At 40.0% G+C, this 22,608-nt stretch carries 18 protein-coding genes; 10 read left to right on the top strand and 8 right to left on the bottom strand.

What is annotated here, in order from left to right; translation table 11 throughout:
* Window positions 1-35 precede the first annotated feature (35 nt).
* The 4 genes from gldL to topA form a co-directional block, all read right to left on the bottom strand.
* The gene (gene gldL / locus EJ994_RS16460) at window positions 36-689 is read right to left on the bottom strand and encodes a gliding motility protein GldL (RefSeq protein ID WP_099572494.1); all 654 of its coding nucleotides are present in this window, start codon (window positions 687-689) and stop codon (window positions 36-38) included.
* Window positions 690-787: 98 nt separating this feature from the next.
* On the bottom strand, window positions 788-2,152 hold the full coding sequence (gene gldK / locus EJ994_RS16455; RefSeq protein WP_126593477.1) for a gliding motility lipoprotein GldK: 1,365 nt from the start codon (window positions 2,150-2,152) through the stop codon (window positions 788-790).
* 122 nt (window positions 2,153-2,274) lie between these two features.
* Window positions 2,275-3,432, bottom strand: a complete 1,158-nt coding sequence (locus tag EJ994_RS16450; RefSeq protein ID WP_099572496.1) for a formimidoylglutamase — start codon at window positions 3,430-3,432, stop codon at window positions 2,275-2,277.
* 132 nt (window positions 3,433-3,564) lie between these two features.
* Window positions 3,565-6,063, bottom strand: a complete 2,499-nt coding sequence (topA, locus tag EJ994_RS16445) for a type I DNA topoisomerase (RefSeq protein ID WP_126593476.1) — start codon at window positions 6,061-6,063, stop codon at window positions 3,565-3,567.
* A 190-nt stretch (window positions 6,064-6,253) separates the two neighbouring features.
* On the opposite strand from topA, the gene EJ994_RS16440 reads away from it, so the two are divergent.
* Window positions 6,254-9,397, top strand: a complete 3,144-nt coding sequence (locus EJ994_RS16440; RefSeq protein ID WP_126593475.1) for a WD40/YVTN/BNR-like repeat-containing protein — start codon at window positions 6,254-6,256, stop codon at window positions 9,395-9,397.
* Between the two features lie 60 nt (window positions 9,398-9,457).
* Here EJ994_RS16440 and EJ994_RS17665 read toward each other — a convergent pair whose 3' ends face one another.
* The 3 genes from EJ994_RS17665 to EJ994_RS16430 all read right to left on the bottom strand — a co-directional run bounded on the left by EJ994_RS17665 (window position 9,458) and on the right by EJ994_RS16430 (window position 11,543).
* Window positions 9,458-9,913 (bottom strand): LVIVD repeat-containing protein, encoded by a 456-nt coding sequence (locus tag EJ994_RS17665; protein WP_241240810.1) that lies wholly within the window; start codon window positions 9,911-9,913, stop codon window positions 9,458-9,460.
* A complete protein-coding gene (locus tag EJ994_RS16435) occupies window positions 9,826-10,737 on the bottom strand; it encodes a hypothetical protein (protein ID WP_241240809.1) in 912 nt (303 codons plus the stop codon). Before EJ994_RS16435 ends, EJ994_RS17665 begins: the two co-directional genes overlap by 88 nt.
* A gap of 74 nt (window positions 10,738-10,811) precedes the next feature.
* A complete protein-coding gene (locus tag EJ994_RS16430) occupies window positions 10,812-11,543 on the bottom strand; it encodes a hypothetical protein (RefSeq protein WP_126593474.1) in 732 nt (243 codons plus the stop codon).
* Window positions 11,544-11,710: 167 nt separating this feature from the next.
* Here EJ994_RS16430 and miaB point away from each other — a divergent pair, with 167 nt between their 5' ends.
* The 9 genes from miaB (at window position 11,711) to EJ994_RS16385 (ending at window position 22,160) form a co-directional block, all read left to right on the top strand.
* Window positions 11,711-13,156 carry a tRNA (N6-isopentenyl adenosine(37)-C2)-methylthiotransferase MiaB gene (gene miaB / locus EJ994_RS16425; RefSeq protein ID WP_126593473.1) on the top strand — a complete coding sequence of 482 codons (1,446 nt, stop codon included), beginning with the start codon at window positions 11,711-11,713 and terminating at the stop codon, window positions 13,154-13,156.
* A 32-nt stretch (window positions 13,157-13,188) separates the two neighbouring features.
* Window positions 13,189-14,457: a sigma-54 interaction domain-containing protein gene (locus EJ994_RS16420; RefSeq protein ID WP_126593472.1), complete on the top strand. Its 1,269-nt coding sequence runs from the start codon at window positions 13,189-13,191 to the stop codon at window positions 14,455-14,457.
* Window positions 14,458-14,477: 20 nt separating this feature from the next.
* The gene (locus EJ994_RS16415; RefSeq protein ID WP_126593471.1) at window positions 14,478-14,999 is read left to right on the top strand and encodes an LptE family protein; all 522 of its coding nucleotides are present in this window, start codon (window positions 14,478-14,480) and stop codon (window positions 14,997-14,999) included.
* A gap of 97 nt (window positions 15,000-15,096) precedes the next feature.
* Entirely contained in the window at window positions 15,097-15,954 is an 858-nt protein-coding gene (locus EJ994_RS16410; protein WP_126593470.1) for a hypothetical protein, read from the top strand.
* Between the two features lie 5 nt (window positions 15,955-15,959).
* Window positions 15,960-16,319 carry a preprotein translocase subunit SecG gene (secG, locus tag EJ994_RS16405; RefSeq protein ID WP_099572505.1) on the top strand — a complete coding sequence of 120 codons (360 nt, stop codon included), beginning with the start codon at window positions 15,960-15,962 and terminating at the stop codon, window positions 16,317-16,319.
* Between the two features lie 142 nt (window positions 16,320-16,461).
* Window positions 16,462-16,740 carry a co-chaperone GroES gene (gene groES / locus EJ994_RS16400; RefSeq protein WP_099572506.1) on the top strand — a complete coding sequence of 93 codons (279 nt, stop codon included), beginning with the start codon at window positions 16,462-16,464 and terminating at the stop codon, window positions 16,738-16,740.
* Window positions 16,741-16,852: 112 nt separating this feature from the next.
* Entirely contained in the window at window positions 16,853-18,487 is a 1,635-nt protein-coding gene (gene groL / locus EJ994_RS16395) for a chaperonin GroEL (protein ID WP_126593469.1), read from the top strand.
* Window positions 18,488-18,708: 221 nt separating this feature from the next.
* Window positions 18,709-19,911: a glycoside hydrolase family 18 protein gene (locus EJ994_RS16390; RefSeq protein WP_206507155.1), complete on the top strand. Its 1,203-nt coding sequence runs from the start codon at window positions 18,709-18,711 to the stop codon at window positions 19,909-19,911.
* Between the two features lie 17 nt (window positions 19,912-19,928).
* Window positions 19,929-22,160, top strand: a complete 2,232-nt coding sequence (locus EJ994_RS16385) for a DUF4838 domain-containing protein (RefSeq protein ID WP_126593468.1) — start codon at window positions 19,929-19,931, stop codon at window positions 22,158-22,160.
* Between the two features lie 81 nt (window positions 22,161-22,241).
* On the opposite strand, the gene EJ994_RS16380 is transcribed toward EJ994_RS16385, so the two are convergent.
* Window positions 22,242-22,601, bottom strand: a complete 360-nt coding sequence (locus EJ994_RS16380) for a heavy-metal-associated domain-containing protein (protein ID WP_126593467.1) — start codon at window positions 22,599-22,601, stop codon at window positions 22,242-22,244.
* Window positions 22,602-22,608: the final 7 nt, after the last annotated feature.

Here is a 22,608-nt window from a genome sequence, read left to right as displayed (position 1 = left end):
TTAATTAATAATTTGGGTTTGGTTAAAATCCAATTTTAGTTTTTGCTCATTGCAGATAACATTCCACCGTAAACACCATTCAAAGAAGAAAGGTTGGTAGATAAGGAAGCCATCTGATCTTTAAGTGCACTTGCATTTTGCACAACTTCTTCGTTAACGGAAGCTTGTTTGCTAGCACTTTCTAATTGTACTTTGTAAAGGCTGTTCAAAGATTCCATCTGAGCGGCAGCGTGTACCATTTCTTCAGAATACTTCTTAGTAGATTCCATTGCATCTACAGTAGGAGCAATTCCTTTAGCCGCACCTTCAAAATTCTTGATACTAGAACCAAGACTTTCCATAAGGTTAGCGTCTACACCAGCTTCTTTTAACATGTTATCCAATTTAGCGGATAAAGATGCCTCTGCTTCTTTAATTTCAGCAGCTTCGTTGCTCTTCTTACCAGTGGAAGCACCACCTTGTAATTCTGGGTATACTAAAGACCAATCGTACTCATCGTCTACAGGCTCAAATGCACTAATAGCGAAAATAAGGGCCTCCGTAATAAGACCTACTGCTAATAAAAGACCACCTGTTAAGGGTCCAAATTCCCAGTGAAGGATTTTAAATAATGCACCAATAATTACTACAGATGCTCCAAGGCCATAGGCCATGTTAAATAATTTCTTTGTTGATTTTGACTGTGCCATGATTTAATTTTAATTTAAGGTTTAATACTAAAGATTTGGTTAAAAAATTGATTTGAAATTTGTGTTGAAAATTAACTTGTTTACTATCATATGATTATTTATTGGGTTGAATCTTCTTCACCCATATAGTCCTGTACTGTTCTAAAACCGATATAACTTCTTGCTGAATCCGAATACTCATAGTCCCTTGTACTTACTTGTAGAAAGTATGCTACATCTTTCCAAGAACCGCCTCTAATTACTTTACGTGTATTACTCTGGTCACCACCGTTAGGGTTCATGGTTGAAACATAGTCGTATGCACTAGGATCATAACTTGAGTTTGTCCACTCAGAAACGTTTCCGGCCATATTGTAAAGGTTAAAGTCGTTTGGTTCATAGGATTTGGCTTCTACGGTGTAAAGCGCTGCATCCGCTGCATAATCCCCACGTTGTGGTTTAAAGTTTGCCATGAAACAACCTGTATCAGAAATTACATAAGGTCCACCCCACGGGTACGTACCCCCTTCGATACCACCTCTGGCGGCATATTCCCATTCTGCCTCAGTTGGCAATCTAAATTGATTTACGAACTGCTTGCCTTTACTCTTCTGATCATCATTCTTGAACTTTGTTCTCCAATTACAGAACGCTTTAGCTTGCTCCCAGGATATTCCCACTACGGGATATTCGCTGTAAGCATCATGCCAGAAATAATCGTTGTGCATTGGTTCGTTGTAAGAATATTCAAAATCCCTGATCCACACTGTGGTATCTGGATATATCTCCAATTCCTCTGTACGGATAAAGTCTTTTCTACTTTTGTTTCCTTTAGTGGATGCTCTAGCAGCTGCTTCGATATCCATCCAACTGTATTTATATTTAAGTTTGGTAACATCGATGCTTCGTTGCCCATTGTAGGACTCCTCTTCCGGAATATATAACGAATCCATTACCTCAGCATAATATTCGTCTGGATAATCAGAAGTATCCCAAATAAGATTTTCATCCTTATTTAAAGCTCTTCCCTCGTATCCAGTCTCGCCCATACCAGAGTAATTATCCAACATGTATTTATCGTAAACAGATGATTTGGTCGTATCCGCATCTTTAAATGCAAAATCACCAATACCACCTTCTTCCGGGCCAATACCAAGTTCATCAGCCAAAATGGCCAATCTCGTTCTTGTAATGGAATCTTTTACCCATTCTACGAACTGCCTGTATTCGCTGTTGGTTATTTCGGTATCGTCCATGTAAAAAGAACGTACCGTTACTGTTTTTGTTGGAGCGTTCAAAACCTTGGCTTGGTCTTCTTCACTTTTACCCATGATATAAGAACCTCTTGGGATAAGTTCCATTCCATATGGTTTTTCCGGATACCATTTTTTTCCTTGGACTCCGACTAGCTCTCCTTTTGTTTTGGACCCACAACTCGTGAGCAAAAAAACAAACGCTATAGATGACAACAATAGCTTCTTCATACTTTAGGTTAAATTTCGATTTTGGTTATAACTGCAAATACAATTGTTTATTCTAACTTCTAAAACTACATTTTGAATAAATTATTGTACTAAAGCTATATTCCTTAATAAAATATTTTTATTTAGTTAAAGCCTTTTTTGTAAGCTTTAAACCACCTCTCAGGAATGTTCTGATCACATGCATCTAAATAATCCTCTTCGGTGCATGGTAATAACGCAGGTGTGTTTGCTTTAGTATGTGAAGTAAAAATAGATGGCACTTCTACCCACCATCTTTCTGTTAAGTGACTTTTGAAGAAAACAAGCTCTTCCGCATCTGTAGGCACGGTGTACTTGGTAAAGTCATCTGTTTTAGAATACGGAGATTCTTTTATTCTATAGGTTGTTCCTTCTATGAAATACCAAATGATCTGTGCAATAAGTTGTTGGGACTGTACATTATTCTCCATTTCATATATGCCGAACAGGGAAACTTTGTCACTGATACCGGCATATCTGGATATGGCACAAATCTCCCGACCAGTGAAACCATTGGGAGAAAAATTGGCCGACAGGCTTATTTCACTAGCTTTTATGGCCCTGACATCAATGCCCACCATATGGGCATTTCTAAGTACCGGTTCCGCAAGAGAAAGATTGTTTGCTATATCTCCCAACCTGTAGGCATCAAAAAACAAACGTTCCATTAAATCTACCTCCTCCTGAGCATTAAAATAGCTTTGGTAGCCAATATTGGAAAAATTGAAGAGATTATTGGGCTTGTCCGTAATAATCTTACTCATGTAGGAATGCGAAGATATTAACTCGTCCTCTATTCCAAAATCAAAACGGCTATCCACGGCCACAAGGTTGATCATATCCTTGATTCCGTCAAAAGCTCTATAGGCCGGGTAACAGATATCCTGTGTGGCACCAAGGATAATAGGAATTACATTTTCTTCTAACAGTTCCGCTACTATTTCCTTAACTACAAAATACGTATCCTCAACGGATTCTCCTTCCTCTATATCTCCAAGATCTACCAAAGTGGCGTTCCAGTTTCCAAGTAGTAGTTTATAGAACTGCATCCTAATGCCGGACACATCTAATTTTTCTAGTTTTTTCTCAAATGCGTTCCTAGACTCCCTAACGCCTAAAATTGCTACGGTAGCATTGGCCAGCACCGGCAAACCATCTTTAACAGTATGTATGTGTGTATTTCTCCCTATTGCCTGCGGGGGTAACAATTCGCAATGCGCCAAAACTTTATCTGCTACAGGAACTAAAAAATCAAAGGCCATTATGAGGTTTAGGGTTTAGGGTTTAGGGTTTAGGGTTTAGGGAGAATAGTGCTAAACTCACAAATAAACTTATCCTCTTTTTACCTATTACTATTTTCTGATTGTTATCTACTTTCTGCATAGTACTACTACCTACTTCTTTTTCGCTTTTGCCTTTGGTTTAGCTTTCGCCTTTTTTTTCGGGGTCTTTTTTTCTATTAATGCGGAAGCTTCTTTCAATGTCATTTTGGTTGCATCAACTGTTTTAGCAAGCTCTACTTTAATTTTTCCTTTAATAATATTGTGCCTACCCCATCTTGCCTTCTCTATACGAATACCTTCTTCTTCCCAGTTCTGTACAACTTTATCAATCTCTTTTTGCTTTTTCACTTCAATCAACTCTACGATATCATCGTAGGACAGATTATCAAAATCGTACTTCTTATTAACGTTAATGAACATTCCGTCCCATTTAATAAAAGGACCAAAACGACCTGTACCTTTTTGCACATCTTTACCCTCATACTGCGCTATTGGTGCATCTGCCTTTTGTTTTGCTACAATCAACTCTACTGCACGGTCCATATCGATTTCCATAGGATCATCACTTTTCTCCATGGAAATAAACTTCTTGCCAAATTTCACATAAGGACCAAAACGCCCAACGTTGGCTTCCACCTCTTCCCCCTCGTAAACCCCTAATTTTCGTGGCAGTTTAAAAAGGTCCATTGCTTCTTCATAGGTAATCGTATTCAAGGACTGGTCTGGCAACAGACTTGCAAAAGTGGGCTTCTCCTCATCGTCTACGGTACCCACTTGTACCATAGGACCAAATCTCCCCAAACGTACGGAAACCTGTTTTCCTGTCTTAGGGTCTTTCCCAAGAATACGCTCGCCGCTGGCACGATCCGCATTTTCCTCTACATCCAACACATTAGGGTGAAAATCTTTATAGAAGCTTTTCATCATTTTTTTCCAGTCCTCTTCGCCTGAAGCAATCTCATCAAAATCTTCCTCTACCTGTGCCGTAAAATTGTAATCCAAGATATTGGCGAAATTGGCCACCAAGAAATCCGTTACAATCATGCCGATGTCCGTTGGCACCATCTTACCTTTATCCGACCCTACGTTTTCTGAAAGATTTTTGACTTTAATGTTATCGGACTCCAATAGTAATTGTACGTATTTCCGCTCCTTACCTTCTATAGTTCCTTTCTCAACATAGCCTCTGTTAAGAATAGTAGAAATGGTGGGGGCATACGTAGATGGTCTTCCTATACCTAATTCTTCTAGCTTCTTTACCAATGATGCTTCGGTAAAGCGATAGGGTGCCCTAGAAAACCTTTCTGTCGCGGTTATGAATATGTTTTGCAAGGCCTCCCCAACCTTCATTGCTGGCAACATGCCCTCCTGCTCTTCAGCAAGGTCCTCCTCATCAACACCTTCCATATACACTTTTAGGAAACCATCAAACTTTATAACCTCTCCGTTAGCCGTAAATTCCTCCGGATGCTTGCTTGCCTTTATCTTCACATTGGTACGTTCCAATTCGGCATCACTCATCTGAGAAGCAATAGTTCTTTTCCAGATAAGGTCGTATAATTTAGATTGGTCCCGTTCCAAGGAAGGGGATTGATTCTCTAAATTGGTAGGTCTCACCGCTTCATGTGCCTCCTGAGCTCCTTTTGATTTTCCAGTGAAGCTTCTGACCTTACTATATTTTTCCCCATAGTTTTTTACGATAGCATCTTTGGCACCGTTCACCGCTTCCTTAGAGAGGTTCACACTATCGGTTCTCATATAGGTAATGAGTCCGGCCTCATATAAACGCTGCGCTACCTGCATTGTTCTTCCTACGGAAAAGTATAGTTTTCGCGAGGCCTCTTGTTGCAACGTTGATGTGGTAAAAGGTGCGGAGGGTGATTTTTTAGCTGGTTTCTTATCCAGTTTACTTACCGAAAAATCAGCACCAATATTCTTTTCCAAAAACGTTTGTGCTTCTTCTTTGGAAGCGAATGTCTTACCCAATTTGGCCGAAAAACTGCTTCCCGAGCTTGTTTTAAATTCTGCCGCTATTCTAAAGGAAGCTTCTGGAGTAAAAGCTTCGATACTTCTTTCTCGCTCAACAATAAGTCTTACTGCAACAGATTGAACTCTACCCGCAGATAGTCCGGGCTTTATTTTTTTCCACAATACAGGAGATAACTGGTATCCTACCAAACGGTCCAACACCCTACGGGCCTGTTGCGCATTTACCAAGTTATAGTTTATCTCCCTTGGATTCTCAATAGCTTTCTGGATTGCTGCTTTGGTTACAGAGTTAAAGACTATTCGTTTGGTCTTCTTTTTATCCAGACCAAGCTCTTCTGCCAGATGCCAAGATATAGCTTCCCCTTCACGGTCCTCATCACTCGCTAGCCATATAACTTCGGCTTTCTTTGCTAAATCCTTTAATTTTTTGACCAAGGCTTTTTTGTCCTTGTCCACAATATACTTCGGCTCAAAATCATTGTCCACATCTACACCCAATTCCTTCGACGGTAAATCTGCAATATGACCAAAGCTAGATTCCACCTTAAAATCTTTTCCAAGGAACTTTTCAATAGTCTTCGCTTTCGCGGGAGACTCAACAATTACCAAATTCTTAGCCATGCAGTAGTATATTTTGAGCAACAAAAGTAGTTGAATTTTTTAATTTCCTGCTATGACCTTATGATATGGCGTCATATTTAAAATTAAATAACTCCTGAATTGACCTTATAACCGAAAAGTGAAATTTACTGTTATACCGAGCAAAAAGCATATAATATCCTTATTTTTAAAGCACACTAGATTTTACAAAATGAAAAAAACTATCACGTATCTAACACTGAGCATACTTGTCTTAGCGGCAATACCATTAAATGCACAACGAAATAAGAAAACCTCCAATACCTTGGTCTTCGATGAATCTTTATATAATGGTATCGAATGGCGTTTGGTAGGACCGTTTAGGGGAGGTAGAGCAGGTACCGCTACAGGTGTGCCAAATGACCCAAACCTATATTATATGGGCACTGCAGGTGGCGGTGTTTGGAAAACTACGGATGCCGGTAGCACTTGGAGCTGTATTTCCGATGGGTATTTTGGTGGCTCTATAGGGGCTGTGGCCGTCGCGGAGTCCGACCCCAATGTAATATATGTAGGAGAAGGAGAGCAGACTTTAAGAGGTAATGTTTCTTTAGGAAATGGGGTGTGGAAAAGTGTTGACGCCGGAGAAAGCTGGACTTTCATTGGTCTCAAAGGCACCGAACACATCTCCCGTATTAGGATTCACCCCACAAACCCAGACATTGTTTATGTGGCTGCAATTGGTAATTTATGGAAACCCAATAACGAGCGTGGCGTTTTTCGCAGTATTGATGGCGGAAACAACTGGGAAAAAATACTATTCGAAAGTGAAAAAGCAGGTGCGGGAGACTTAATCCTTGACCCCAACAATCCAAGAATACTTTACGCCGCCACTTGGGAAATGAAACGTAACGGCTACCGGATGGATAGTGGCGGACCTGATAGCAAAATATACAAAAGTACGGACAGCGGAGATTCATGGACAGATATATCAAAGTTTGAAGGCCTACCCAAAGGGCCATGGGGAATTGTAGGGATAACAGTGTCTCCTTTAGACTCGGATAGAGTTTGGGCTATTATTGAAGCAGAGGAAGGTGGATTATACAGATCTGATGACGCAGGAAAAACATGGGAGAAAATCAATGAAAATAGAGCACTGCGCCAACGCGCTTGGTACTATAGCCGTATCTACGCGGATACGCAGAATAAGGACAAGGTCTATGTCATGAACGTTAGTTATGGGGTATCTACGGACGGAGGAAAAACATTTACTTTAAAAAATGCTCCTCATGGAGACCATCACGATTTATGGATAGACCCTAATAACAATAACCGTATGGTTATTGCTGACGATGGGGGCGCTCAGATATCTAATGATGGGGGAGATAACTGGACCACCTATCACAACCAACCAACAGCTCAGTTTTACAGGGTAACTACGGACAACTCTTTCCCATATCGTATTTATGGTGCGCAACAGGACAATAGTACCGTACGCATAGCGCATCGGGTTTCCGGTTCCACTATCGGAGAGCGTGATTGGGAACCCACAGCCGGAGGTGAGAGTGCGCACCTTGCGCCAGATCCAGAAAACAACGAAATTGTTTATGGGGGAACTTACAAAGGCTATATGATGAGACAAGACCATAGTGTGGACCAAACCAGGTCCATTAACGTATGGCCAGATAACCCGGCGGGGTCCGGAGCAGAAGTTATGAAATACCGTTTTAATTGGAACTTTCCCGTTAAGTTCAGCATACATGACCCCAACAGACTTTTCGTAGGGTCCAATTTTTTACATGAAACCACAAACGAAGGACAATCTTGGAAAACCATCTCGCCAGACCTTACAAGAGGCCTTCCCGAAACGATAAAATCTTCGGGTGGACCCATTACACAAGATAATACAGGAGCAGAATTCTATTCGAACCTATTCGCTATTAATGAATCTCCTTTGGAAGAAGGAGTCATTTGGGTAGGTAGTGATGATGGACTTATACATATAACCAAAGACAATGGCACAACTTGGGAAAATATTACACCTCCTGTTGGAATGAGCCCAAAACTAAATATGATCAATTGTATAGACCCAAGCCCTTTTTCAAAAGGCACGGCATATGTCGCAGCAACTTCCTACAAGTTTGGCGACTATACGCCTTACCTCTATAAAACATCTGATTATGGCAAAACTTGGAAGGTGATTACCAATGGTATTAAAAGTAATCATTATACAAGAGCAATTAGATCGGACAAAACTAAGAAAGGTCTTTTATACGCAGGTACGGAATGGGGTATGTATGTCTCTTTTGACGATGGCTTAAACTGGAATTCCTTTCAATTAAATTTACCTGTAACGGCTATCAGAGATCTTCATGTTCGAGACAATGATTTAATTGCGGCCACCCATGGTAGAAGTTTTTGGATGATCGATGATTTAACCCCATTACATCAGCTTTCAAAAGAAATGGCTATAAATGATTTTCACTTGTACAAACCAGATACTGCTTACAGAATGCAACAATCACAGGGATGGGGACCATCAAATACCAAACTGGAAGGCCAGAATCATCCAGATGGCGCCATTATCAACTACTATGTTAAAGACAGTAAAAAGACGGATACCGTTACGATTGATATTTTGGAGATGGATGGATCGTTAATTCAATCATTTTCAAATCACGCAAAGCAGGACAAGTTAAATCCTGCATCAACCAAATCCCTAGAAGTGAAAAGCGGAGGGAATAGACTTATCTGGAATATGCGCTATCCCGGTTACAGAACCTTTAAAGGTATGGTCTTTTATTCTTCACCGAACAGAGGCCCAAAAGCCGTACCTGGCCCGTATAAAGTAAGGCTCAACTATAACGGATCAACTTCAGAAGAAACGTTTACCATTGTAAAGGACCCTAGGCTACCGAATTCAGCATCGGACTACAAAAAACAGTTCGACTTTTTAATAGCTGTCAGAAATGAAGTTTCAAGGGCTAATGACGCCATAACCACAATCCGTGCGGTAAAGGAAGACTTAAACTACTTGAACAAGAAAGCAATTGGCAACGAAGACCTTAAAAATCTGCTTAGCGAGTTTGAAACGAAGATGACCGTAATTGAGAACAACATTCATATGACCAAAAACCAAAGTAGACAAGATCCTCTGAACTATGGAATCCGCATAAACAATAGATTGGCGTTTTTACTTGCGGACTCTCAACGTGGAGACTATCCACCTACCGATCAATCCTTAGCTTTCTTTGATGAAGTAACAAGGGAGTTAAATACGGAAATCAATGACTTAAATGAATTGCTGGATACTTATATCACTACAATAAACGAGAAGGTCACGAAAAATAAAATCAAGATGATTTCGCTCAAATAAATAACAGAATTGACAAAAAAAAGGCCGCTACGAAGCGGCCTTTTTTTTGATGTTATATCTCTAATTCAGCTCAAAAGTGCTAATTAGTTCTATATTATTTTCCACATAGTCATACTGATATAATATTTGCTCACCGATCATCAACAAGGAACCATCTAAAGGAATAACATCATAGGCGAAAATATCTTCAAAATGATCTATCTCGGTTACGTTTGGTGCATCACTTTTGTCAAAAACTTTTAGCCCTGCTTCCCCATCACATACAAAAAGCCTATCTCCTTTAATTCCTAGACCATTGGGACCGCTCATGGGATATATTACCTTTAATTCCGGATTTGCCAAATCAGAAACATCTACCACGTACAAACCACTGTCCGTATTTCCGCAAAAGTTCCCTCCTTTTAAAGTTACATAAGCGTAATCTCCATCTACGACCACCGGGTCGCATGCCGTGCCATGTCTAAATTCTGAAATAAAAGTAGGTTTTTGTGGCTCTGTAATATCATAGATATACATGCCCTGTCTACCTCCAATGAAAAGCACATCGCCTTGATTAAAAATTGTTTCATATCCCAAGCGACCTGCACATCCTCAAGTGTTTCCGGGTTGGCTACATCGGTAATGTCGAAAATATTGATATTACTATAATCTACCACATACAGATAATCACCAACTATCTTGAATCTGGCCAAGGAACCTCCTTGCCCTACAGATCTTCCAAGTCCACTATCGGAAGACGTGGTGTTGGCCAAAGAAGAATCCTCATAATAGCCCCCTCCATATCTGCTTTCATATTCAGAAACCAATCTTCTTTCCGTTGTAACAGTCCAACCCACTATCGCATCTTTTTGATAGTCGTAATTGCCATAATCATAAAAGTCTGCAGTAGGATATTCAAGGTCCGTTGCCCAGATACCCCCATTTTCGTAAATCGCATTTACAATACGATTGGAAACTTTAATGTCATTAATATTAGCTATATCAAAAATCACTAGATCTCCATAACTATCGGCATATAACTTGTCGTCCTTCACTGAAATATCATAATTTCCTTCTAACTTGATAAATGCAATACGCTCCGGAGCCGTAGGATTACTATTATCAATGACATGAAAACCACGATTTACATCGTTTACAAAAATGTAACTTCTGTACGTGTATATTTTTCCAGAAGAAATAATCGGTTCGGGTTCCGTCACAGAAACGGCTTGTGCCTTGAATTGTGCCACATCCATGGTAAGTGGTCTAGCTACTTGATAATCCTCATAGGCATCCTCGTTGTCACAGGAAACCAGAAAACCAACAGCAACCAAAACCAGTAAAAAAGCTTTCTTTCTCATTTTACACTATTTATTGGGTTATACCTTTAAGACGTGGCAACCGTCTTTTAGTTGCGTAGATTTCCATGGTAAAATTATTCGTTTAATGAATCGAAGCCAACACCATACTTATATATATAATACGTTGGTATTTTAGAAAGCATGGCAGTAAATAGCACTCCCACGCAAAAGAGGATAATGCCTAATTCTGCAACGATACCCATAACAATGAGAAGACCAAAAATAACGAGCCAGTTTTTATTTCCTAAAGCAAAACTAGCTTTTACAGTATCCATGGCGTTAAGCTCTTCATTAAAGGCCAAAAAGGCGGGGAACAGCGACATAGGCACTATTACATATAAAATGCCCAAACCACATAAGAGACTGCCCAACAAACTTAACCCAAGCATTATAAGGGCTACTATTACGATTTTCCCCAAACGCCCATCCTTGAAAAAGTAAAAGTAATCTTCACTCACTACTTCATTATTATCCTTCTGCCTACATATCCTAAGAAATGCAGCATTTAGCGCAATACCAAAAGTCATTACCCCAACCAAAAAAACAGGCATTAGTAGCACCATGGCCACAACAACCATCGGGGGCATTTCTTCGTTGCGTAACATATCCGGGTCAGTAATCCCTGCGGCGATCATAGGAATATAGATCATGATATAAAATGGCAGAATGGTGACCAGCGTTAACAAGAGCGTAATAAAACCTTGAAGCCATACTTTTTTAAAAAGTGCTATGGATTCACTAAATATTAACCCAAATTCCAAGGGTGGCTTTTCTGTTATTTTTTGGTCTAAGGTCTCTAAACTCATGTTGGTAGTTTAATTTAAATAAATTTAAGCATCTTAGTTCAAAGCTTAAAATTACACTAAATAAACTGCCAACTTGTCACATTTTTGAATATAGTATTATCTTTGTTATCCGCTACGTCTAAACGACACATTTAAAAGTACAGGGACGTAGAAGAAGTTTGGCATATATGGAGAAGACAATAGATGAAACTAAACAGGGTACAACATTAAAGCTTGAAAATTCGGTGCAGAACGGCCGTAAACTTTTTATTGAAAGTTATGGCTGTGCGATGAATTTTTCCGACAGTGAAATTGTTGCATCCATCTTGGCAAAAGAAGGCTTCAATACTACCCAAACCCTTGCCGATGCAGATTTGGTTTTGGTAAACACCTGCTCTATAAGGGATAAGGCAGAACAGACCATAAGAAAGCGATTAACGGAATATAATGCCGCAAAAAAATTACGCCCCCATTTAAAAGTGGGCGTTCTGGGCTGTATGGCAGAACGCTTAAAGGATAAATTGCTAGATGAGGAAAAAATAGTGGACATGGTGGTGGGGCCGGACGCCTACAAAGACCTTCCCAATCTGATCAAGGAAGTTGATTCTGGCCGGGACGCTGTAAATGTTATCCTTTCCAAGGACGAAACTTATGGAGATATCGCTCCCGTACGTTTAAATTCAAACGGTGTTACTGCTTTCGTATCCATTACAAGAGGATGTGATAACATGTGTACCTTTTGTGTTGTTCCGTTTACCAGAGGAAGGGAGCGTAGTCGCGACCCACAATCCATTCTTGCAGAAATTGCAACATTATGGGATAAAGGCTTCAAGGAAATTACCCTTCTTGGTCAAAATGTGGATAGTTATTTGTGGTACGGCGGAGGACTCAAAAAAGGTTTTGAAAAGGCAACCAAAATGCAGAAAGCCACAGCGGTGAGATTTGCTAGATTATTGGAAATGGTAGCGCAAGCGCATCCTAAAATGCGTATTCGTTTCTCAACATCCAACCCACAGGACATGACTTTGGACGTTATTGAAACCATGGCAAAATTTGATAACATTTGTAATCATGTGCATTTGCCCGTACAAAGTGGCAGTAATCGTATTCTAAAAGAAATGAACCGGCTTCATACTATCGAAGAATACTTTGAACTGGTAGACAATATCAGAAAAATCATACCAGACTGCAGTATATCGCAAGATATCATAGTTGGATTTCCTACGGAGACGGAAGAAGACCATCAGGACACTTTAAAGGCTTTGGATTATGTAAAGTACGATTTCGGTTATATGTACGCCTATTCTGAAAGACCCGGCACCATGGCGGGAAGAAAGATGGAAGACGATGTCCCTGCCCCGGTCAAGAAAAGAAGGCTATCCGAGATTATTGCCCTACAACGGGAACATTGCCGGTTTAGAACGGAAAAACATCTCGGAAAGATACAGGAAGTCCTCATTGAAGGTACTTCAAAAAAATCCGAAAACGAATGGATGGGAAGAAATTCACAAAGCACCGTAGTAGTTTTTCCAAAGGAAAATTATAAGGTGGGAGATTTTGTGAATATAAAGATTAATGATTGTACATCGGCAACACTGATTGGAGAAGCAGTAGGTTATTCCGATAATAATTAAAAGGAATACCCATGACTCTAATAGACTAATAAATGGAGAGTATACAAAACATAAAACAACGGTTTGAGATTATTGGCCAAGACCCAAAGCTGAATAGGGCTTTGGAAAAAGCCATTCAGGTAGCGCCAACGGACATTTCAGTTCTAGTTACCGGGGAAAGCGGTGTAGGAAAGGAATCCATTCCTAAGATCATACACTCCCTTTCACATAGAAAGCATGCAAAATATATTGCGGTAAACTGTGGCGCCATACCGGAAGGAACGATTGATAGTGAACTTTTTGGGCACGAAAAAGGGGCCTTCACAGGAGCTACCCAGACAAGAAGCGGTTATTTTGAAGTCGCTGACGGAGGTACTATTTTTCTAGATGAGGTAGGCGAACTACCACTTACAACCCAGGTTAGACTCCTACGTGTATTGGAAAATGGAGAATTTTTAAAGGTAGGTTCTTCGCAAGTACAAAAGACCGATGTACGAATCGTTGCCGCTACCAACGTAAATATGTTCGAAGCCATAAAAAAAGAAAAGTTCAGGGAAGACCTTTACTATCGTCTGAGCACTGTGGAAATAAATATTCCGCCTTTGCGTGAAAGACAGGAAGATATTCACCTGCTGTTCAGAAAGTTTGCTTCGGACTTTGGCCAAAAGTATAAAATGCCTACTATTAGGTTAGACGAGAACGCTGTAGCACTATTACTTAAATACAGGTGGCCGGGAAACATAAGACAACTCAGAAACATAGCTGAACAGATTTCCGTCCTTGAGGAGGGCAGGGCAATTTCTGGCGCTACACTGCATAGTTATTTGCCCAACAGTCAAGGGAATAATTTGCCTGCGGTAGTGAACAGTTCAAAGTCGGAGAGCGACTTTAGTAACGAACGAGAAATTCTTTACAAGGTTCTTTTTGACATGAAGGGGGACCTAAACGACCTGAAGAAACTGACCATGGAGCTTTTAAAGAACAACGATTCTCAAAAAGTCCAAGAGGAAAACGAAAATCTAATCCGCAAGATATACGGGGAAGAGGACGAAGAAATCGAGACTCAAGAAACAACCTCACTCAATGTGTTACAATTACCGGAACCAGCAATTGAAAAGCCATATGCGCCCGTAGCGCAAGAAGACAAATATCATTTTGCGGAGGAAATCGAAGAAGAGGAAACCCTATCTTTACAGGAAAAAGAAATTGAACTGATCAAGAAATCACTTGAGAGAAATAAGGGAAAAAGAAAAGCGGCCGCCTCCGAACTCGGAATTTCAGAACGTACCTTGTACAGAAAGATAAAACAGTACGACCTTTAAGGGTTTTCAAAATAGTATCGATGAAAAAACAAATTTCCATTTACACCCTTTTCCTATCCATCTTATTATTGAACGGATGCGGCATCTATAATTTTACAGGTGGTAATGTGGGGACAGCAACTACATTTCAGGTAAACTACTTTCAAAATTACGCTACGCAAAGTCCCGGTTCTACTTTTGAACCCGGAATGGATAGGGATTTTACCTTGGCACTTCAAGACCGTATCCTGAACCAAACAAGCCTGGATTTGGTAAACAACGGAGATGCAGATTTACTGTACGAAGGCGAAATAACGGAATATAGAATTTCTCCCATGACCGCTACCGCCCAACAGACCGCTGCCCAGAACAGGTTGTCCGTTAGGGTTAAATGTAGATTTTACAATAATACCAAGGAAGATGCCGATTTTGACCAAAGCTTTTCCTTCTTTTTTGACTACCCAGCGGACGCACAACTTGCCGCAGTGAAAAGCGAAGCACACGAAGTTATTTTTGAACGAATCACCCAAGATATTTTCAACGCTTCACTTGCAGATTGGTAAATAAAAACGTAAACCACTAAATCAAGGAATATAAATGTTACAAATCCTTAAGAGCATAGATTAACTTTAATTAGGATTTGACACTTGAACTTTTAAAATGAAAGTCTCCGATTTTACCTATTTTTTGGAACACCCTAATAAGGTGGTAGACCCGTTGCAGACAAAACAGCTGGAAGACATTTTAGAGGAGTACCCCTATTTTCAATCGGCCAGAGCACTACATTTAAAAGGACTTAAAAACCTTAATAGCTACAAATACAACAAGGCACTTAAGATTACCGCTGCCTACACAACGGACAGAGACGTTCTTTTTGATTTTATAACCTCCAAAGATTTCTTACATGATGATACTTTCAACAAACAGGTTATTACAGAAGAAGTATTAAAGAAGGAAGAGAAACCTCTTATCGAGGACTCAGCCGATAAACCGCTACCTCAGGACAAAAACGATGCAGAGCAAATATTAGACCCCGCACTTTTTAAGGCGAAAGAGAAACCTAAAAACGAAGCGGATACCTTAGAAATAGGAAAACCGCTGCCGTTTGACAAAAAAGAAAAGTATTCGTTTACGGAATGGCTACAATTAACGGCAAAGAAACCAATAGTCAGAAACCAATTGCCAGCCAAAGAACTCCCGGAAGAGAAAACTGAGGAAGAAGTCTTGAAAAAAGATGAAAAGCAAAGTAAGTTCGATAGAATAGATACGTTTATAGCCACTAATCCTAAAATAGTTCCCAAAGACAATATTCCACAGTCAGCCGCTGTTGCCAATTCTTCTAAATTAGACAAGAACGAACTAATGACAGAGACGCTTGCCAGGGTTTATTTAGAACAGAAAAAGTATAAAAATGCCATCCAAGCTTACAAAATTTTAAGTTTGAAATATCCGGAAAAAAGTGGTTTCTTTGCAGACCGAATTAAAGCGGTAGAAAAAATTAAACGCGAAAATAGCTAAGTATAATGAGTACATTTTCAATATTCCTGATTCTAATTATCATCGTTTGCTTTTTGCTTGTCTTGGTAATTATGGTGCAAAACCCTAAAGGTGGAGGCTTATCTTCCTCTTTTGGCGGTGGCGGCAACCAAGTTGTTGGTGGTGTTAAAAAGACAGGAGACTTTTTAGACAAAAGCACATGGACCCTTGCAGGGCTATTGGTTCTTTTGATATTAGCATCTAACATTGCACTCAAAGGTAATTTTGGTGACGCTGATTCTAAATTATTACAAGGAGACGATATTGAAACGGTTGTTCCAGAAACCTTACCCGAAGAAGTGACACCGGAAGTAACTCCCGATACTACTCCTACGGATAGTATATAAAACAGTGTACAATAGAATTGTATAGATGCCAGCTTGTCACTAAGCTGGCATTTTTTCATTAAATATGTCAGGTTTTGTGCAATGGCATAATTTCTGACTATTAATCGTCAAACTAAAAAATCAATTATAAATTCATACTATTATGGCTAAAGTTAATATTAAACCACTGGCAGACAGAGTTCTTATAGAACCTATGGCAGCTGAAACCAAAACGGCTTCAGGAATCTACATTCCGGACACCGCAAAAGAAAAACCACAAAAAGGTAAAGTAGTTGCTGTTGGACCTGGAACAAAAGATGAAAAAGTCACGGTCAAGGTAGGAGATACCGTTCTTTACGGAAAATACGCTGGAACGGAGTTGAAATTAGAAGGCACGGATTACTTGATGATGCGCGAAAGCGACATCTTGGCTATTATCTAAAAATAAATCTAGGCTTCTGGCTATTAGCCTATAGCCTCAACTACAAATTAATTCACTAATTAAAATACTAGCCCAAGGCAATCAGCCAAAAGGCTAAAAACTAAAACACAAAATGGCAAAAGACATAAAATTTGATATCGACGCAAGAGATGGCCTCAAGAGAGGAGTCGATGCATTGGCTAATGCAGTGAAGGTAACTTTAGGACCTAAAGGAAGAAACGTAATCATCAGCAAATCTTTTGGTGCACCACAAGTAACCAAAGATGGTGTAACGGTAGCGAAAGAAATTGAGCTTGCGGACGCTTTGGAGAATATGGGCGCACAAATGGTAAAAGAAGTTGCTTCTAAAACCAACGATTTGGCAGGTGACGGTACTACTACCGCAACTGTTTTAGCACAGGCTATCGTTAAGGAAGGACTTAAGAATGTGGCAGCAGGTGCTAACCCAATGGATTTAAAGAGAGGTATAGACAAAGCTGTTGAGGCTATCGTTACCGATTTATCAAAACAATCTAAAAAAGTAGGTGATTCTTCAGAAAAGATAAAGCAAGTTGCTTCTATCTCTGCGAACAATGACGATACCATTGGCGATTTAATAGCTCAGGCTTTTGGAAAAGTTGGTAAAGAGGGTGTCATCACTGTTGAAGAAGCTAAAGGAACGGATACTTATGTAGACGTTGTTGAAGGTATGCAATTTGACAGAGGCTACCTTTCTCCTTACTTCGTTACGGACTCTGAAAAAATGGTAGCGGAATTGGAAAGCCCGTATATCTTGTTATTCGACAAGAAAATATCTTCCATGAAAGATTTGCTTCCAGTTTTAGAGCCGGTAGCGCAATCTGGAAAACCGCTTTTGATTATCGCAGAAGATGTTGATGGTGAAGCCTTAGCTACTTTGGTAGTTAACAAACTAAGAGGTTCTCTAAAAATTGCCGCTGTAAAAGCTCCAGGCTTTGGTGATCGCAGAAAAGCAATGTTAGAGGATATCGCTATCCTAACAGGTGGTACCGTTATTTCTGAGGAAAGAGGGTTCTCTTTGGACAATACCACTATTGATATGTTGGGTACTTGTGAGAAGGTACAAATAGACAAAGACAATACAACCGTAGTAAATGGCGGTGGTGTTGCAAAGGATATCAAAACGAGAGTAAATCAAATTAAATCTCAGATTGAAACAACAACATCTGATTACGATAAGGAAAAACTACAAGAGCGTTTAGCCAAGTTGGCTGGTGGTGTTGCTGTTCTTTATGTGGGTGCTGCTTCCGAGGTAGAAATGAAAGAGAAAAAAGACCGTGTTGATGATGCGCTACATGCAACAAGAGCTGCTGTAGAAGAAGGTATCGTTGCCGGTGGTGGTGTCGCCTTGGTAAGAGCTAAAGCCGTTTTGACCAAAGTCGCTACAGAAAATGAAGATGAAGCCACAGGTTTACAGATCGTTGCGCGCGCTATTGAAGCACCGTTAAGAACCATTGTTTCTAACGCGGGTGGTGAAGGCTCTGTTGTAATCGCTAAAATTCTTGAAGGAAAAGGTGATTACGGATACGATGCCAAATCTGAAAAATACGTTGAAATGATGAAGGCTGGTATTATAGATCCTAAGAAAGTAACTAGAGTTGCATTAGAGAATGCTGCTTCGGTCTCTGGTATGATCTTAACTACCGAATGTGCTTTAACGGACATTAAAGAAGATGCTCCTGCAATGCCGCCTATGGGCGGTGGTGGCGGAATGCCAGGTATGATGTAGTGGTGATTCGCCACGGGCGAAATAGTAGCCCGTTTGCGAATAGCTATATAACTATTTTATTCAAAACCCCCTTTTGGAAATTCCAAAAGGGGGTTTTTTATGGTTATGATGATTATTATAGCTAAAACGTTGTTATTAATACTTTCCCAGTTGTTTTTGGTCTATAAATTTCTCTTAAACAAGAAAAATTATTTAGCTTTTACCTGCTTAAACCACTATACATGAAACACATACGATTACACATTGCCTTTTTAGTCCCAGTGCTCATTGCCATAGCACTACTATCCTTTGCCAAACCCGAAAAAAAAGACCCTATTGTAGTTATGGCATATTATGTTCCGGAAAAAAATTATAACCCAGAACAACTCCCGTTAAATCAGTTGACACATATTATATTTTCCTTCACCAACGTTATTGACGGGGAAATGAAATTTGGAAATTCAGAAGCAGGAGAAAAACTTGCACAACTTGTTGAAGAACGTAAAAAATATCCACATTTAAAGGTTATGATTGCCTGTGGTGGCTGGGGAGCGGATGGCTTTTCGGACATGGCTTCAACTAAAGAGAACCGCGCTAAATTCATAAATAGTGCTGTAGCCTTTAATAGAAAATATGAATTGGATGGCTTGGATATTGATTGGGAATATCCTGCTATACCGGCCGCGGGTACTGGGGCAAGACCAGAAGATAAGCAGAACTTTACTTTACTCATGAAGGAGCTGCGGGAAGCGCTAGACGTTTTGGAAAGAGAGCAGACCCTTACGTTCGCATCCGCAGGATGGAAAAGATACTATGACAATATAGAACTCTCCGAAGTGATGCGGTATGCAGACTTTATGAACGTAATGACATACGACCAGATAGGTGGCAATTCCCCATATACAGGACATCATACCGCCCTTGGCCTTATTCGGGACGATGATGTCAAAGAAACCCCGTTCTGGAATTATGTAAAAGAACGGAGAGCCGAGTCAAATAAAGGAGCCGCTAATTATGGCCCTAGATCAGTTGAGAGAATTATTAACTTTTGCATAGAAAAGGGTGTTAAACCCGAACAACTGGTGATTGGGGCTGCCTTTTACGGAAGAGCTTGGAAAGGAGTTCCGTCTACAAATAATGGCCTTTATCAACCCAATACAGGAACCCATATCGGTTGGAGCGCTTATGCTCAAATAAGAAGTGAATTTGAAACAGATGTGAACTATAAGAGATATTGGGACCCCGTAGCCAAAGCGCCATACCTGTATAGTGCTCAAGACGAAATTTTTATAACATACGACGATACGGTTTCCGTACGACTCAAAACGGCATACGCACTAAAAAAGAATTTGGGCGGCATCATGTTTTGGGAACTTGGTAATGATACCAAGGATGAAGACAGCTTATTAAAGTCCATATACCAGGCTTCATCACAAGAACGATAGCTTAAATTTTTAGTTTTATGAAGCGCATAGCACGTATTGTAATAGCAATAGCAACCTTATTGCTGACTTCTTGCTCTACCGAGGAACTGGTGTTGACGGAAAACGGTACAACTGTCTATGAAATAGTTCATTTGAATTCCGCCTCTGAAACTGCTTACAAAGCGGCTAGTAGTTTACAGGAATATATCTCAAAAATAAGTGGCGTTGCCATTCCTCTGGTTAGCGAAGATTCGCAAACCTTGAACACCCCAAAAATCTATGTCGGAAATATTAATGATGACAACCTAAAAGCACAGGAAATCCGTATCGTAACCAAAGAAAAGAATCTTTACATTAATGGTGGTTCTGACGAAGCTATCACTAACGCGGTATTCGTATTCTTGGAAAACTATATGGGTTGCAAATGGTACGCTCCCGATGCAGCTTACATACCAGTTTCCAAAACTGTTTTACTAGATGCTATCAATTATAGCTACACACCGGATATCGTTACCCGTACCGTACACTCTAGACTTTTTTATGAGAACAACGAATTTGCAAAACAGCATAAAGTGACCACGGAGGCCTTCCCCTATTATGTTCCCGAAGCAAAAGTCCACACCTTTCATCGATTTATACCAGAGGAAGTATTCTATAAACCTCATCCAGAGTATTATGCGCTGCGCGGGGATAAAAGACTCCCTACTCAATTGTGTTTGACCAATCCCGCCGTCTTGGAAATCATAACCGATTCTGTTTCGGCATTATTCAACAGAAATCCAAAAGCATCCGTGATTTCAGTAAGTCAAGACGATAACCAGCAATACTGCCAGTGTAAAAATTGTAGCGCCATTGATAGCGTAGAAGGTAGTCCATCCGGCACCATGATTCGTTTTGCCAACCAAATAGCCAAGGCTTTTCCTGAAAAAACAATTTCTACCCTCGCCTATCAGCACACAAGAAAACCGCCCAAAACGGCTCCTTTGGAAAATGTATTGATAACGCTTTGTAGCATTGAATGTGACCGAAGCGAAAGTATAGCCAAAAACTGCACGGATTTTGCTGCCGATTTAAAGGGATGGAGCACCCTTACGGATAATATAAGAATTTGGGACTATACGACTCAGTTCACCAACTTTCTGGCACCGTTCCCCAATATGCACACCTTGCAGCCCAACATTCAATTGTTTCGCGATAATAACGCCAAATGGGTTTTTGAACAGCACAGCAACAATCCAAGCGAGCTTTTTGAGTTACGCTCCTATATTACAGCAAAACTTCTTTGGAACCTTGACCTAGATTTTGATGCCCTTTTAACAGAGTTTACACATGGATATTACGGAGATGCAGGTCCCTTTATCAAAGAATATGTACAACTCATACACTCAAAAATCAAGGAAGAGGATAATTTTTTCTTGTTTTTATACGGAGACCCTTCTGAAGCTTTTTCTTCATACTTAAATCCGGACCTACTTCAAAAATATATGGCGCTATTTGATGCGGGCGAAAACGCCGTAACCGATAAACCAGAACTATTGAATAGAGTGAAAAAGGCGCGAATGAGCATTGATTTTGCGATTTTAGAAGCTAGTAGAAAAAATTTAACCCCAGAACTTAGTCTAACCAAGTTTAAAGAGGATGGAACGCTATTCACGAATCCCAAAGTTGCGGTTCTATTGGATAATTTCACGAATACCGCTAAGAAAAACAATATTACCTTAATGAATGAAATGGGATTTACGGTAAGTGAATATGGCATAAATTACCTATCCGCCCTAGAAATCGCTAAACGAAAAAACAAGGCCAAAGGAAAAAAAGTGGTCTCCATTACGCCTCCCAAAAAGTATGCAGATGAAAATCCGCAGGTATTGACGGATGCAGCTCTTGGAGGCAGTAGCTTTTATGCCAACTGGCTCGGCTATGAAGGAAATGACCTAGAAATTGTGGTAGACTTAGAGAAAGCCCAGACTATAAATACCCTATCTATGGCTTTCTTGCAGGTAACCAATCATGTGGTGTTTTTTCCTGGTAGTGTTCAATATTATGGCTCATTGGACAATGAAAAATTCAAGCTTCTAGGCACCATTAAAAACCCAGAACCCTTAACCAAAAGTAGCAAGGTGAACGATATTCATTATTTTGACCTTGAAATAGAACCAAAAAACTTCAGATACATCAAGGTGAAAGCGAAAAATACAGCGACACCCTATTGGCATCACGCGGCCGGTTTACCTTCTTGGGTTTTTGCGGATGAAATAATTATCGATTAATACATATTTGAATCTGTCTGATTTCTTAAATAAAAACCGCACTGATTACTCAGTGCGGTTTTTAAATAATTTTATATCTACCTAATTATGCTTACCACTATCATCCGAACTATCCTCACGATATTTACAACAGGGATGCACACCATCGTAGGCCTCTTGCGTGGCTTTTAATTCTTTGGTGTCATGGCCAACAGCAACTAAAGCCGCCTTCACTTGCATTGGGTCTGTTTTGCGCTCATCTATGATTAATGACAACTCATGAGAAGGAATATCCCACATGGCATATTTTACCCCTTTAACCCCTAAGGCCGCCTTTTCTATACGCGTTTTGCACATATCACATTTACCATCTACCTCCATAGTGAGTTTTTTGTTCTTTTCTTGAGCAAAAGTAACCCCTGTTACTAATACCATTAATACGGCTAAAACTATTTTTTTCATGCTATAT

Origin of the sequence: Maribacter sp. MJ134, from assembly GCF_003970695.1 — a bacterium.
Lineage (GTDB): Bacteria > Bacteroidota > Bacteroidia > Flavobacteriales > Flavobacteriaceae > Maribacter.
Note: the sequence above shows the minus strand (reverse complement) of the source record. Positions and strands in the feature narration are given on the sequence as shown.

Coding starts and splice junctions, on each gene's coding strand:
- gldL (WP_099572494.1), bottom strand. CDS start 689: ATGGCACAGTCAAAATCAACAAAGAAATTATTTAACATGGCCTATGGC.
- gldK (WP_126593477.1), bottom strand. CDS start 2,152: ATGAAGAAGCTATTGTTGTCATCTATAGCGTTTGTTTTTTTGCTCACG.
- EJ994_RS16450 (WP_099572496.1), bottom strand. CDS start 3,432: ATGGCCTTTGATTTTTTAGTTCCTGTAGCAGATAAAGTTTTGGCGCAT.
- topA (WP_126593476.1), bottom strand. CDS start 6,063: ATGGCTAAGAATTTGGTAATTGTTGAGTCTCCCGCGAAAGCGAAGACT.
- EJ994_RS16440 (WP_126593475.1), top strand. CDS start 6,254: ATGAAAAAAACTATCACGTATCTAACACTGAGCATACTTGTCTTAGCG.
- EJ994_RS17665 (WP_241240810.1), bottom strand. CDS start 9,913: ATGTATATCTATGATATTACAGAGCCACAAAAACCTACTTTTATTTCA.
- EJ994_RS16435 (WP_241240809.1), bottom strand. CDS start 10,737: ATGAGAAAGAAAGCTTTTTTACTGGTTTTGGTTGCTGTTGGTTTTCTG.
- EJ994_RS16430 (WP_126593474.1), bottom strand. CDS start 11,543: ATGAGTTTAGAGACCTTAGACCAAAAAATAACAGAAAAGCCACCCTTG.
- miaB (WP_126593473.1), top strand. CDS start 11,711: ATGGAGAAGACAATAGATGAAACTAAACAGGGTACAACATTAAAGCTT.
- EJ994_RS16420 (WP_126593472.1), top strand. CDS start 13,189: ATGGAGAGTATACAAAACATAAAACAACGGTTTGAGATTATTGGCCAA.
- EJ994_RS16415 (WP_126593471.1), top strand. CDS start 14,478: ATGAAAAAACAAATTTCCATTTACACCCTTTTCCTATCCATCTTATTA.
- EJ994_RS16410 (WP_126593470.1), top strand. CDS start 15,097: ATGAAAGTCTCCGATTTTACCTATTTTTTGGAACACCCTAATAAGGTG.
- secG (WP_099572505.1), top strand. CDS start 15,960: ATGAGTACATTTTCAATATTCCTGATTCTAATTATCATCGTTTGCTTT.
- groES (WP_099572506.1), top strand. CDS start 16,462: ATGGCTAAAGTTAATATTAAACCACTGGCAGACAGAGTTCTTATAGAA.
- groL (WP_126593469.1), top strand. CDS start 16,853: ATGGCAAAAGACATAAAATTTGATATCGACGCAAGAGATGGCCTCAAG.
- EJ994_RS16390 (WP_206507155.1), top strand. CDS start 18,709: ATGAAACACATACGATTACACATTGCCTTTTTAGTCCCAGTGCTCATT.
- EJ994_RS16385 (WP_126593468.1), top strand. CDS start 19,929: ATGAAGCGCATAGCACGTATTGTAATAGCAATAGCAACCTTATTGCTG.
- EJ994_RS16380 (WP_126593467.1), bottom strand. CDS start 22,601: ATGAAAAAAATAGTTTTAGCCGTATTAATGGTATTAGTAACAGGGGTT.